This window comes from Methanolobus sp. ZRKC5 (assembly GCF_038446525.1).
Classification (GTDB): Archaea; Halobacteriota; Methanosarcinia; order Methanosarcinales; family Methanosarcinaceae; genus Methanolobus.
In genome coordinates this window covers 1114628-1129119 of sequence record NZ_CP151792.1, presented here as the reverse complement: position 1 = coordinate 1129119, position 14492 = coordinate 1114628, and the positions used below count along the sequence as shown (strand labels likewise).

Here is a 14492-nt window from a genome sequence, read left to right as displayed (position 1 = left end):
GCAAATAGTAGTTTTATATACTATTAATAATATATTAATTTCTACTTCTTATTATATTTGGACTGGCAGAAAAACATGATTAGTATGCTAACAACAGACAACAATAGTCTACTGAAAGACACGGACGCTGAAACCGCTGTCACACATATGATATTCTTCATAGCGGCATTAATGCTGGCTATTAGTGCAATTGCCTTCATATCTGCAGATGTCCAGTCAATGATAGCTTCATCAGGTACAAGCAGTAAACTGCTTTCAGAACAGATGAGGACTGATATTACAGTTGTTAACGATCCTGAATTAATTCCTTACAATAATGTCAGCAGTAAATACATATTCTACGCCAAGAACACAGGCAAAACAGAATTAGTACCGGAGTATGTGACGGTTCTTGTGGATGGTATTATGATAGACCCTATAGATGTTGATATTGGACTGATGGATGGTGACGTCATATGGAGGCCCGGTGATATTCTTACACTTAATGTCACTACCGTTCCCTCACCACTGGACTCCGGTGACCACAGAATACTTGTTGCAGCTGAAAATGGTAAATCTGGTGCCATGAGCTTTAAAACGTAATTAAGAGGCAAAAATGGCAAAAATCAATGGATTTGATATCCCACGGGATGATTTGAACGATAAATTAGGCGGTGGATTTCCTGCCGGTTCACTTGTAGTGATAGAAGGAGGTAGTGGTGGTGGGAAGAGTTCCATCACTCAGCGTCTTTCATATGGATTGAATGAGAATGATGTAAGTGTTACTTTTGTTTCCACACAAATGACAACAAAAGGCTTTATCAACCAAATGTATTCAATAGATTATCCTATAGCACCTTTCCTTTTGAATGGTTTACTATTGTATATTCCGGTAATTCCACTTGTACAAGCTGCAAAATCACGTTCCGATTTTATTGAAAGGTTAATGGCGGCTGAAGAGCTTTTTGAGAAGAACGTGATAATTATCGATACTCTTTCTTCTTTAATCAAATATAGTGTGAACACAGAAAAAAGTCTTGAACTGATATCTTTTTTCAAGAAACTTAACGGCATGGGTAAAGTGATCATACTGACAATAGAACCTAACCAGCTTGGTGAGGATATTGCATCTATGTTCCGTTCTTCATGTGATGTTTACATCACCCTCAAGTCAAAACCTCTGGGAAGTGAGGTCAAGCGGACTATTCTTGTGAATAAATTCACGGGAGCCAAGGGTCCGGTAGGACAAATGGTAGGTTTCAGGGTAGAACCAAAAGTAGGTCTTGTTGTTGAGATCGCTTCAGTATCATAAGATCAAAAGAGTGGTTAGATGGATCCGGAATTTCAAAAAGCTATAGAAAGAAATCCTCATCTTGGGGAATACGTAAAGAAATTCATGCAGGAAACCGGAACTGATGAACCCACCTTTATGGTTAGTCTTTCAAAAGACCTCGACAGCGAAAATGTCAATGTCATCCTGCCTGTGGGGGATCCGGTATTCATTCATCTTTATGGAACTTCCGAACTCGGAGAGGTTAAATATTTTGGAATAGAGCCATTACTCACCAGCACTGAAAGAAAGAAATACCAGGTAGTTTTGAATATAATCCTTGAAAGATCAGCCAAAGAACCTGTTCCTGAATCGGAGGCTGAGCTTAAGGACCTTATTACAAAACTGTTCAATGCAGCAATTGAGATTGGCTCAGGTGGCAACGTTGAAGAAAAAGAAAGTAGCAAGTTCAGTATACTTCAAAAATTGATACCTGTGCAGCAAAAGGTCCAGATGACCCAAAGAGAGTACAACAAGATTCTCTATCACATAGAAAGGGATATTATTGGCTCCGGACCAATTGAACCTATTATCAGGGATCCCTATCTTGAAGATATCAGCAGTATTGGTGTAGATAATGTTTTCATTGTTCACAAAATATTCGACATGATAAAGACCGACCTCACATTTGGGGATGAACAGGGTCTTGATAACTGGCTTCGTGGTATGAGCGAGCGAATAGGTCGTCCTGTAAGTGATGCCAGACCAATTGCTGATGGAGCACTTCCGGATGGTTCACGTATTAACATTATCTACCCTATAGATGTCAGTAAGCGTGGTAGCAGTTTTACCATGCGTAAGTTTAGCGAGGTGCCTGTAAGTATTATCCAGCTCATTAACTGGGGTGCTCTGGATGCGGAAATGGCAGCCTATATGTGGATGTGCCTTGAAAATGGTATGAGTATATTCTTTAGTGGTGAAACTGCTAGTGGAAAGACAACAATGCTTAATGCATGTCTTGCTTTTGTAAATCCCAGAGCAAAGATATTCTCTGCAGAGGACACCGCAGAAGTCCAGCCGCCTCAGCCTGTATGGCAACAGCTGATCACTCGTGAAGATGGTCCTGTTGAATCAAGGGTAGATACCTTCGCCCTGCTTAAGGCTGCACTTCGTTCAAGGCCAAACTACATCATTGTTGGTGAAATTCGAGGAGCAGAAGGTAATGTAGCTTTCCAGGGTATGCAGACAGGGCACCCGGTACTTGCTACATTCCACGCATCAGCAGTTTCAAAGATGATCCAGCGTCTCACAGCTGACCCTATCAATGTTCCCGTTACGTTCATTGATAATCTCAATATTGCAATGATATTATCTGCAGTATACCGAAAGGGAAAGTTCCTCAGGCGTGCACTTGCAGTTGAAGAGATCGAAGGTTACTACGAAGAGATCGGTGGTGTTGCTACAAGGGCTGTTTTCCAGTGGGAGCCGGATACTGACAAGCATAAGTTCCGTGGTCTGAACAACAGTTACATCCTTGAGGATAAGATAGCTACAAAACTTGGTTATGAGGATAAGAGGGCTATATATCAGGATCTTTTCCTCAGGGCGAAGATACTTGAAGAAATGCGTTCAAGAGGAATTGAAGACTATTATGATGTGCTTGAGATCATAGTCAATTTCTATAAACATGGTGTAGAAGGTCTTCCATTTTCAATTTAGGTGAGTTTCATGAGCTATGAAAAGGCATTCAAGAATATTGGAATGGAACCCAAGGCCTATGCTAAAAAATTTGCCTTACCTATAATATCATTCGGTTTTATTTTTTCTATATTTCTCTTGATTGTCTTTCCTACACTTTTTACCGGTCCGGCCAAGTACATACCGGTATTGATACCTGTCATATGCATCATCTTTGCTTTGTCCTATCCTTTATCCATTCTTGATGCCAAAGCATCTCGTATGGACAATAATATGCACTACTATATTACCCAGATGGGGTCTATTGCCACAGCAGAGACCCCACGGATAGATATAGTCCGCATAGTGTCGGAAAATGAGGATTATCAGGAACTTGCAGAGGAAACGAAAAAGATATATGACCTTGTTATGGTATGGCATCTCAGCCTTGCTGAAGCCTGTCGTTTTGTTTCTAAAAGAACCCCTTCTATAATATTTGAAGACTTCCTTGATAGGTTTGCACACGCCCTTCAGTCAGGAGAAAATGTAAAGTCCTTCCTTTTCGCAGAGCAGGGTGTGGTAATGAATGAGTATGAATCCATGTATATGGGTGCCCTTTATGTCGTTGAAATCATAAAGGAACTATTCGTATCTCTTGTGATGTCTTTGATATTCATGGCATCCTTTGCAGTTATTATGCCTGTTATCACAGGTATGAATGCAGAGTTATTGATGGGCATGGTCGTGCTTGTTTTCCTTGTAACGGATCTTGTTATGGTGCTGTTCACAAAAAGTAAGATACCAAAAGATCCGGTATGGAGTAGTTCTTCTAATCTTACGGAAAACAAGTTAAAATTATACCGTTCAATTCCAGTTTCTATAGCTGGCTGTATTATTATGTTTATTGCAGTAGCTCTTTATGGAAAGATCGAAACTTCAATTGCCGTAGCTATGGTCATAACTCCACTTGCTTACACTGGTTATATTTCAAAGAAGATCGAACGAAGTATCAGAAGGAAAGATGAGAACTTCCCTGCATTTATCCGTTCTCTTGGAAGCTCTGCCGGTGCAAGGGGTGGTGTTATTGATGATGCGCTCAAAGCTTTGAGGGCACATGATTTCGGTCCTCTTACAAAAGATGTGAACAATCTCTATAAGATGCTTGTGACCAGGATAGATAAATTTGGTTCATGGGACTATTTTGGAGCCAACACTGGCAGCAATCTCATACAGCGTTTTTCTGTAATGTTTGTGCAGTCCACTAATCTGGGTGGTCAGCCAGAGGTCATAGGGGATATAATAGCAACCAACTTCCACAAGATTGTAACTCTCAGGAAAAAAAGATCTCAATCTGCCGGAAGTCTTGTTGGGGTCCTGTATGGTCTGACAGGTGGTATAGGCTTTACAATGTACATCTCACTTGGTGTGGTCGGACTTATGCAGGATATGTTCTCAGCTGTGGAAATGCCTCCTGGAATGTCCATGGGAATGGTACTGTATACAAATGTAGGTAGCATCGAGACACTTTCAAACATGGTCATGTTGATAATGGTTGGTCATTCCCTGATGTCTGCTATTCTAATCAGGATAGTGGATGGGGGACATATGCTGAGTGCTACCACTGATTTTGTGATAATGGTCTGGATATCCGGTGCAAGTGCAGTAGTCACGATGTCGGGTGTATCTTCGTTGCTGAATCTAAGTTGAAAAAAGACATTAAAAAGATACAAAAGAATAAAAAGCCGTCATGGTTTTTATTCTATTCTTGTTTTTATGTATTGTGCAATAATATCGCCAACTTCCGAAGTAGTGTATTTGCCACCAAGGTCTGGCGTACAAACGCCCATATTGAGTGCGGCATCGACAGCTTCCTCAACAATGGCTGCCTCTGCGAGGTTGCCATGCCATTCAAGGAGCATTTTCAGGCTGAGTATGGCAGCAATAGGGTTTGCAATGTTCTTGCCAGCGATATCAGGGGCACTGCCATGTACTGGTTCAAAGAAGGCATATTTTTCTCCGATGTTAGCACTGGGCAGAAGGCCGAGTCCTCCAATCAGGGCACCTGACATATCGCTCAGGATGTCTCCAAAGAGGTTGGTTGTAACTATGACATCATAATTCCAGGGAGATGTAATGAGGTTATAGGCAAAAGAATCCACAAGTTCATCCCGGTGAACTACTCCTGCGTCTATTGCAGCCTGACGGGAAACATCAAGAAATAGGTTGTCAGACTTCATGACGTTGGATTTATGGACTATTGTCAGTTTGTTCATCCTGCTCTTGGCAAGTTTGCATGCGTAATCAGTAATTCTCTTTGATCCTTTTCTCGTAATCACTCTCTTAGTGAAGGATGCATCGTCCCCTATTTCCTCGATGCCCGAATACAGTCCTTCTGTATTTTCCCTTACAATGATAAAATTAAAATCATTGCGGTCATGAATACCTTTCACTGAGGGTAGAGGGCGAATTGGACGGACATTTGCATACATGTCCAGTTCTTTTCGGATTGTGAGGAGTACACTTTTATAATTAGGGTCTGGTGGCGTTGTCACAGCACCGAAGAATACACAATCACACTCTTTCAGTGTCACTATATCTTCATCGGTTATTGCAGAGCCTGTCTTCTCCCATTTTCCATAACCAAGTTCCACAGGTACTTTTTCAACATCAAGGCATAGTGCGTCAAGTACCTCGATTGCTGCTGGAATTACTTCTTTCCCGACTCCATCACCTTCGACAACTGCCAGTTTCATGCTAGTTCCTCTTTATTTCCTCTTATATCTTCAACAAGATCCCATATTGCTTTAGCAACATCGAATTCCGATGATCCCCAGTGGACCATTGCTCCACGTATGCCATTAATAGTGACGATTCCTGATTTCTCTGAGCGGCAACATCTCGTTATGAAATGTTTTGATGGTTTGAACACATCGGATTTGAAAGGGCATATATTCACAAATGAATACTCGCGCTCCGGGAATCTTGATTCAAAAAGGGTTTTTGAGATCTCACACCCAACCAACAATGCACCATCTTCCTCAATCGTGTCACAATCAAGACATTTCCCTTTCAGGCCGGAAGACGAACATGGGAATACAGTATTTTCACCCTCAAATCTTCGAAGGTCTGTAAGGTTCTCTGAGAACCTGATCATAAGGTCTCCGAATATCCCGCTTTTTTCCAGTCTTCGTACAACACTTGAAAGCCAGGAAGGTTCAGGTGGTACTACATCCACTATTTCAATATCCAGAATTGCGGAAAGATCAGGCTTATGTACAAAGGTCAGATGTTTGTCGATACCTGTGAATATTACTGTATTGATATTTCCCTTGCAGATGTTTGATGCAGTTTCTATGAGGAGTGTCCTGTCTTTGATATTCAGTTCTTTATCATAGTGGTTTATCTCTTCACCTGAAGCCAGTACTTTTAGGGATTCAACATCTCTTAGCAGATCGTCTCCATGATGATTTACTTCATAAAGAGTGTAGTTTCTCTCACCATTACAGTGTTCGACTATCATGTACTTCGTAAGGAAGTATATACGTTTATCTTCACCGTCATGTAGTTCCCTGCTGTGGCCTACACGTTTGTATTCATCGGGAAATATCATATTCATCATATGTTACTGTGAGTTCTTCGTTTCTTTACGCTGGGCTACAAGCCCGCCATTTGTCAGCATTTCAAGAAGGAAGTCCGGAAGTTTGTTTCCATGAAATACTTTGCCATTTACTTTAACAGTTCCCTGAAGCAGATCAATTTCAACTTCATCTCCTTCACTGCACTGTACATCTGCTTCCATGAGTGGCAGTCCTACATTGATGGCGTTCCTGAAGAATATTCTCCCAAAAGACCTTGCCACTACACATGCAACACCTGCATATTTCAGGGCTAATGCTGCCTGTTCTCTGGACGAGCCACAGCCAAAATTGTCATCTGCAACAATTACGTCTCCTTTTTCAACCTTTTTTGAGAACTCGGGGTCTATTCCTTCCATAGCATGATCTGCAAAGACCTGCATGTCTGTTGTGCGCAGGTATTTTCCGGGAATTATGACATCGGTATCGATATCACTGCCGAATGTCCATGCTTTTCCCTTGATTATATTGTCCAATATATCACCTTAGAGCTAGCTTCTGCCTGATGTTATTTGTAAGTGTCGGGAAATAATTAAAAAAAGTAAAGATGGAATGGGAAAGAAGTTCTCACACTTCTATCGTGTTCCCATTCAGGACATCTGTTTCACTGACGCTGACTTGTTCTGTGACAGTTCCATAGCTTATTGTATAAGGGCCTGCAGGCATAGTATCAAATTGTGTTTCACCTTCTATCGGGCCTGTTGTTGAATAAGGTACGGTGAAAGAATATGTGCCATCAGATGTGGTTGACTGCGTGTAAGTAAACGTCCTCATCTGGTTTGTGAGTATATTGTTGCTGATTGTTACTGTTTCATTAACAGGTGCTGTTCCTGTGATTGTTGCACCTTCAACGTACTCGAATATCTTCACATATCCTGTGTTTTCTTCGGTCAATGTCCCGCCATAGAGCACATTGTAGACGTTCTTATATCCTGGCTCCTGTGTGCTTCCAATAGGTGATTCATATACCATACGATACTGTTTTAGTCCACTAGCATCGAATATATGAAGTCTTGCTTCCATTGAATCGTAATACCTTGGACCAGGCACATTCTGGTAGCCAACATCAGTTTGCACTGGTATGTAGTAGTTGTCAGTGTCCAGTGTCCAGGCAGTCATAGCATAGAATTTTCCTGTAGCCATTTCAACATCTGAAACAATGTAACGTGCACCTGCTTTCTCAGGATCAGGGTGTATGGCCTCAAGCACTTCTGTTGCAGTTTCCTCAGAAGGAGCTGTGAAGAAAGTAGAGGCTCCTGGGAGGTTCTCTTCATCGATACTATTTGTGCGTCCGCCAATTCCCTTTTGGAAAGGATTAGCATTTGGTATGCGATGTCCTATGACTTCTATCCAGTGTCCGTAATCCCACCAGGACATTACACCGTATGCTGCATCGGGGTATTTGTAACTTTCACCATCAGCAGGAATTTCGTAGCTTTCATAGTAATCAAGTCCAGGATCAGGAGTGTTGTATCTGAGCCATGTGGTTGCCTCAATCCAGTAACCATTGGGGCCACTGGTTCCCTGTGTCTGCTGCATTGCCAGGCTGTAGCTTGGGTATACAAGAACAAGTATTATAAATGCAGCTGAAAGTATGTGCATAGCTTTTATGTTTTTAGCGCTGAATGATTTTGATTTAATGCTATCCATCAGATTTTTCCATCCAGCAAGTTTCAGAATTTTGATGTTTACCCATGCACAGAGTATTGCTGCATTGACTGAATAGTAGTATGCGAAGCGGTTCTGCTGGAGCATGGCCCAGATAATCATGAGTGTCCATACAATAAGAAACGTGTTTTCAGGTGTGTTTTTCTGGGTAAATGCTTTGTAGGTGAGTATTGCCAGTGCAATAAATGAAATGTACCCCATTGCTCCGAAGTTGTACCAGATTGGCTGGAAGGAGAATTGGCCTCCAATGGATAAAAGAGGGGAGGCTTCCGCAATGGTAAGTCCGCCACCAGTGCGCATGAAAAAACTGAATACACTTGTTATGAGGGCGTAAGCAGACTCAGATACCAATTTAGCAACTCCCACTCCCACTACAAAAAAGATGGAAATTGCAAGAGGATAATATGATTTTTTTATTGCTTTTTTGTTCATCATCGTTGACATCAGACTCAGGACAGGGAATGCAATTATTCCGGCAACCAGACCTTTAATTGCAAGTGGTTTTGTACTTCCTATATATGGTGTTGCTAAAACCATTATAAGTGCAACAGCAAAGATTATCATTCCTGAGATTGCCAGATAATCATTGGATCTTTTGTGCATGTGATCTATGCAAAATTGTATGGTTATATAGACACCGATCACGAAGCTAAAGAATATAGCACCAATCCATGTAAGTGAGTATGCCCCAAGTGCCACCCCTGTCAACAACATATAAGGCAGTACTACTTTAAAGGTAGAAAGATCCTTATTTTTGATCATTTCAAACGTTATTTCGTGTTCACTTGCTTTTTTCAGCATTATTACCATGAACATTGCTATAATAGTTGTTAGTAACGTTTCAGCAATGTGGTGATCGTTGAATCCAATTATAGACCTTGATAGGAACTGTCCTGGTGCTATTGCTATGAAAAATGCTGCTAATAGCGCTGCTCTACTGCCAAAAATATTCTTTGTGAAAAAGTATGTGGGGATAATGACAAGTGCACCCAAAATGACAGGATTATAAGCGCACAATGTATTAATCAAGTCCTGACTGGGAGTGCCAAGTCCGATTATCCATATTACGGTTGAGAGAAAATAGTCAAATAGTGGAGCAAATACCTGGTTTCCACCATTGGGATATTGAGTATAAGCGTCAAACCACAGCATGTTTGGATAATTCTGTACTATTGACTCGACATTCCTTAAATGGTACCAAGGGTCATTCCCTCCAAAACGTACAAATGTGTCTGAGATAAACACGCCTGCTTTGGGTATTGTTCTAATGTAGATAGAGACAAGCAATGAAAGTATTATTACTCCCAGATGTATCAACTTGTCTCCAATTATTTTTGGTGGTTTGCTTTCGGTGGTCATTTGCTTTTTCTCTCAAATTACTTTAATTCTTTAGCACAATAAAACTAATTATTTTCAATGAACTGCTTTTTATTTATCGTTTGTTAAATTCAGGTCATATCTTGCATCTTCTACTGCTTCCCAAGAACCACCTGTTGGTACCAGGAATGAAAAATTCATAATCAATTGAGTTGTAACAAAAGATAGCATTAATCCTCCGATTTTTGGAATAATCAATAATATAAGAAGTACCAAATACAAAGGTTCTTTAAGAATTATAAATGGATACAGAAGGGTTAATAGTAAAACAATCAGTGGAGAAACAATATGTGTAAGTAATGCATAGGGGTATATTATTTTGCCAAAACTTCCTTTTCCTAGAAAGCTGAGATTATTCAGATAAACCCTTCTTAAACCGTTAATCCTTTTCATTTTCTGGATGGTGCGCCCCTTAACAGTTAGTGGAACACGTTCGTATACCACTGTTTTCTTATCATACACCACTCTGTATCCCAGTCGAATGATTTTGTAAAGCATATCAGAATCATCTGCATAGACGTTTTGATCTATCTTTATTTTATGTAACAGTTCAGTCCTGAAAGCCATTAACGGACCGTTGCATACAGAAACAGATGAGATATTACTTTCTCCCTGTCTCCAGACATCAAAATAAAAGCGATAAGAATCCTCCTGTGATTTTGATAATCTGGCTTTATCAGAAAGTATTACTATTTTTCCTGTAGCTCCCCCTATTTTAGGGTCAGCAAAATTCTTTGCTACTTGCAACAGAGCATCCTCTTTTAATAATGCATCTGCATCGGTTATTACTGTAATATCATTGTTGATTCTTGAAAATATCCAGTTCAATCCCCTAGCCTTTCCTTTTCCACCATCATTTTTAACAACTCTGGCTTTCAGGGAGTTTTCATTGATGGTATTCGTTGAAACCACATCAGAATCGTCTGTTGAGTAATCGTCTAATAATATAACTTCCAGTCTTTCCTCTGGATAATTGAGCAGAGCTGTATTTTCAATTTTTTGCTTGATTACTTTTTCTTCATTGTACATTGGTATTACCAATGTTATCGTTGGAAGCCTGTCATCTATAGGGAGTTCCTCTTCCTTTTTGGAATAGATATACATTATAAAAGTATATGAAGAAAAAAGAGCTACTTCAAACAGTATCAAAAGTTGCCAGCTTAACACCAGATCAATCATATGTAGTAACATTGGCTATAACCATTTATATTTATTCAACAATTAGTTTTTTTTTGAATTAATTTATATTTCATAATAGTTGCAATCGTTTTATCAGGAAAGATGCAGCTTCCACTTAATTTTTCTTATAAGGTATGCTGCATTAAATATTATTTTTGAAATCCAACTTTTTGCTAGAAGTTTTGATTTAAGTCTTTCAATTTGCGGATTTTTCAGATATTGTCCCATGAACATACCATGCCTTACTGACTCTGGTTTGTAATATGTATATTCGTGCCCGTTAGATACTTGCCAGTATGCAAATTTGATTGCGCCTGTTTTATCCATTGACTCTAATTTTTGATTAATGAGATTAATAAGTTCTTCATGGTTAGATGGTATATAGCATACTTTTATGTCCTCATAGACTGCTCTACCGATAAGTATGGATGGTTTGCCCCAGAATACACTTTCTATTCCAACAGTTGACCCAAATGTTATTATCTTTTCACATGCGTCCATTAATTCATATGAATCTATTTTAGAATCTGCAGGAATGACATGCAGGTTTTTAGCTCTTAATTCCGTTAATTCTCTTGTTTGTGTATTCTTCAAACCTTTCAAATTAGGATGTATTCTCAAATAGAACATTATATTATCATCGATTTTGAAATTAATAAGTTCTTTTAGTGCTTCTGTCTGGTTTCTATATAATTGGTTTTTCCATCCAGTTATGGCTTCAAATTCATCCTGGGAAGAAATGTAAATTGCAATATTTCTTTTTGAGGGGTCAAAACCTTCTGGCAAATTTCCTTTTACCTGAGATTTAGTAAATGAATACCAACTTTGATCTTTTCCACCTCTGCGGTCTCCAAACCATTTGATTGCAATTTCATTCTTTTTTGTATTATCTGAATTTCTATCCCAATATTTCTCTATTTGTTTCTTCTGGTATTCAATATCATGCGGATATGTATCTTCAGTTAGTGAATACTTTTTCAGAACACCTGCTCTCTCATGGACATACGTTTTTATTTTCATATCCTGTGCGGCTCTTAATGCAGGTCTTAGTGGTGCATATCTTCCATTGAATAGGTAGAATACATCAGGATTTATTTGCTTAAGGTGGTGTTTGGTTGCTCTATAAACGGCTATTGCCATTAACAGGTTCTTTTTTACAAATGGCTTGTATTGTATTACATTAGGACTAGGTTCGCGCACCATACTGATAAGTGAAGAAGCAACTGCCATTCCAACATCGAATCCATCAACTTCAAAGCTCTTTAGTTCTTCCATGGATGAAAAATCAGGTATATCAATATTTTCTGTAAAACTACCCAGAGCAAGCTCATGTCGGTTTTCTTCCGGGAGCTTTATAATACCTAACCCTTTATCTCTTCGTGATTTGCACAGAAAACATGTGAGTTTAAGATGGTTTGGGTTTGGTTCACAAGCCGGTAAATCTCCAGAACACTGTATAATGTGTACCTCATCCCCTGCTTCAATGTGCTTGATGGCTATTTCAAGATCGGTTGCAAGATGGGGTACCCAATCGGCAAACGGCATGTAGATAAGTATTTTCATAGTAACCTTAAAATGTGATGACAAATATAAATTACATAATCATTATACATTATTATTTATCTGGATTCAATGTCGCATATATTATGCAAGTCCTTCCAATGCCTAATTTTGCCATTGAATTGTATATTTTTCTTCGAACTTCATCATTCATGTTTACTTCAAAATTCATTCTTCTTTCATGACATTTACTTCCGAGTTCCTTATTGTCGACATAGTTATCTTCCATGAGCAGAAAGAATTCCATTGGAAAATCCGCAGTCTGCAAATAAATGTCAAATCCGCATTTTTTTAATAACTGAGTTAAGCTGGAAAACTCAAAGTAGTTAATGTGATCAGGTATTGTCAACCAATAATGGGATTTGCACAGTTTTGATCTTTGTGTTTCTAGCTGAAGTGTATTGAAATCATTTGGAACTTCTATACAAATCATTCCTCCTTCTTTAAGCAAATCTTTACAAATATTTATTATTTCGGTTGGGTTTGGTACATGTTCCAGAACCCATTTCAAATTAATAAAATCAAAATATCCATGCCACTTGTCTTCAACAAAATCTTCAAGCGTTGTATTGTTTACATTGATGGTTAAATAATTAGCTCTTTCACTTGCTGTACATGAAGGTTCTATTCCGGTTGCTTCCCATCCATTATCATTCATAAACTTAAGTAAGAGTCCATTTCCACAACCAACATCTAATAGTCTCTTAGTTTCACTATGCTCATTGACATACTTGTTTACTATGTCCAGTTTATCCTTATACCACAAGTTTGACCATTGTGTTTCCCTAATTTCTTTTTCATAATCTAGAAGATTTGGTTTTGTATTCTGATAATATTGTTTTTCGTAGTATTTTTTAATTTCTTCTCTAGATGGTATTGGTTGTAAATGTTTAAATCCGCAAAGTTCACAGTCAATTACTTCAGTTTTTCCATCTTTTACTACAATTTTTCCTTTATGCACAGTTTTCCCTCATCAAGTTAATTTGATAGTAATTATTGAAAAATATAATTTTATAATTTATTGTGGTTAATTGTTTGAGCCAATTTTGATTTTCAGCATTCTCTCCTATCTAATTAATTACATGGTTATTGTATGATATCCCAACTTAAAGGCGTTCCCTTTTTAAGATCATTTCTTGCTTTTCGGCACAGAACTTCATTTAAATATCTGGTGTGTAATCCAAAACCAGGTCGTATAGACCTTACATTATCTTTTGTGAAATTTTCCCCGGCTTTTATATCTTGCACAACAAAAAGAGATCTTGAAAAATCTCTGCTCTTTTTTGCCTTTTCAGTCAATTCATAGCTGATTTCACCAAGTGCTTTTTCAGTTTCTCTTACAGATTCAACCATTGCTTTGAATTCTTGGGATTCAAGTGAGAAAGCGGCATCCGGTCCGCCCATGTTTCTATCCAGAATAAAGTGTTTTTCAATTATTCTCGCTCCAAGGGCTACAGCTGCTATTGGTACGGTTGTCCCTGGAGTATGGTCAGAGAGTCCTACTACTGTTTTGAATGTTTCTTTCAGATTTGGTATCGTGTTCAAATTAAGTTCTTCAAGAGGTGCAGGATATGCTGATGTGCATTTCAAAAGTGCTATCTGCTCATTTCCCATTCGTTTACATGCAGTAATAGCTTCCTCAATGTCGGAAAGTGTTGCAATTCCAGTGGATATGATTACCGTTTTTCCTTTTGATGCAACATATTCTATGAGAGGAATATCTGTTATCTCAAATGATGCAATCTTGTAGGCAGGAACTTCCATCTCTTCAAGAAGATCAACTGCAGTTGTATCAAAAGGAGAAGAGAAACAGATAAGTCCAAGCTTTTCTGCTATTCTTTTCAGCTCCGGTTGCCATTCCCATGGAGTGTATGCTTCTTTGTAGAGATTATAAAGTGTCTTTCCATCCCACAGAGTTCCATGCTCGATCTGAAATAACTTATTATCACAGTCAATCGTGATGGTATCAGGTGTATATGTCTGGAGCTTTACAGCATCTGCACCAGATTCTTTGATAGCTATTATTGTATTGACCGCAAGGTCAAAATTCTGAAGATGATTTGCTGAAATCTCCGCGATTATGAATACCGGATGTTTTTCACCAATGTATCTGTCACCAATTCTGATTTCCATGTTTCCCTCATTGA

General features: G+C 38.8%; 12 protein-coding genes. 4 read left to right on the top strand and 8 right to left on the bottom strand.

From position 1 onward, the window contains the following. Positions 1–75: 75 nt before the first annotated feature. Genes WN948_RS05350 through flaJ form a run of 4 tightly spaced genes read left to right on the top strand, consistent with a single transcriptional unit; the run spans position 76 to position 4633 of the window. Positions 76–582: a flagellar protein G gene (locus WN948_RS05350; protein WP_342305970.1), complete on the top strand. Its 507-nt coding sequence runs from the start codon at positions 76–78 to the stop codon at positions 580–582. A gap of 13 nt (positions 583–595) precedes the next feature. Continuing rightward, the gene (locus WN948_RS05345; RefSeq protein WP_342305969.1) at positions 596–1291 is read left to right on the top strand and encodes an ATPase domain-containing protein; all 696 of its coding nucleotides are present in this window, start codon (positions 596–598) and stop codon (positions 1289–1291) included. A gap of 18 nt (positions 1292–1309) precedes the next feature. Beyond that, positions 1310–2968 carry a type II/IV secretion system ATPase subunit gene (locus WN948_RS05340; protein WP_342305968.1) on the top strand — a complete coding sequence of 553 codons (1659 nt, stop codon included), beginning with the start codon at positions 1310–1312 and terminating at the stop codon, positions 2966–2968. Between the two features lie 9 nt (positions 2969–2977). Further along, entirely contained in the window at positions 2978–4633 is a 1656-nt protein-coding gene (gene flaJ, locus WN948_RS05335) for an archaellar assembly protein FlaJ (RefSeq protein WP_342305967.1), read from the top strand. A 47-nt stretch (positions 4634–4680) separates the two neighbouring features. Here flaJ and WN948_RS05330 read toward each other — a convergent pair whose 3' ends face one another. The 8 genes from WN948_RS05330 to pseI all read right to left on the bottom strand — a co-directional run bounded on the left by WN948_RS05330 (position 4681) and on the right by pseI (position 14478). Further along, the gene (locus tag WN948_RS05330) at positions 4681–5679 is read right to left on the bottom strand and encodes an isocitrate/isopropylmalate family dehydrogenase (protein ID WP_342305966.1); all 999 of its coding nucleotides are present in this window, start codon (positions 5677–5679) and stop codon (positions 4681–4683) included. Then, positions 5676–6536 (bottom strand): hypothetical protein, encoded by an 861-nt coding sequence (locus WN948_RS05325; protein ID WP_342305965.1) that lies wholly within the window; start codon positions 6534–6536, stop codon positions 5676–5678. Before WN948_RS05325 ends, WN948_RS05330 begins: the two co-directional genes overlap by 4 nt. A 12-nt stretch (positions 6537–6548) precedes the next feature. Beyond that, the gene (locus tag WN948_RS05320; RefSeq protein ID WP_342306398.1) at positions 6549–7040 is read right to left on the bottom strand and encodes a 3-isopropylmalate dehydratase; all 492 of its coding nucleotides are present in this window, start codon (positions 7038–7040) and stop codon (positions 6549–6551) included. Between the two features lie 88 nt (positions 7041–7128). Continuing rightward, entirely contained in the window at positions 7129–9588 is a 2460-nt protein-coding gene (locus WN948_RS05315; RefSeq protein ID WP_342305964.1) for an oligosaccharyl transferase, archaeosortase A system-associated, read from the bottom strand. A 69-nt stretch (positions 9589–9657) separates the two neighbouring features. Next, positions 9658–10755 carry a glycosyltransferase gene (locus WN948_RS05310; RefSeq protein ID WP_342305963.1) on the bottom strand — a complete coding sequence of 366 codons (1098 nt, stop codon included), beginning with the start codon at positions 10753–10755 and terminating at the stop codon, positions 9658–9660. Between the two features lie 123 nt (positions 10756–10878). Beyond that, positions 10879–12348, bottom strand: coding sequence for a hypothetical protein (locus WN948_RS05305; RefSeq protein ID WP_342305962.1), 1470 nt, complete (start codon positions 12346–12348; stop codon positions 10879–10881). A 52-nt stretch (positions 12349–12400) separates the two neighbouring features. Then, positions 12401–13306 carry a class I SAM-dependent methyltransferase gene (locus WN948_RS05300; protein ID WP_342305961.1) on the bottom strand — a complete coding sequence of 302 codons (906 nt, stop codon included), beginning with the start codon at positions 13304–13306 and terminating at the stop codon, positions 12401–12403. Positions 13307–13431: 125 nt separating this feature from the next. Next, positions 13432–14478: a pseudaminic acid synthase gene (gene pseI / locus WN948_RS05295; RefSeq protein WP_342305960.1), complete on the bottom strand. Its 1047-nt coding sequence runs from the start codon at positions 14476–14478 to the stop codon at positions 13432–13434. Between the last annotated feature and the right edge of the window lie 14 nt (positions 14479–14492).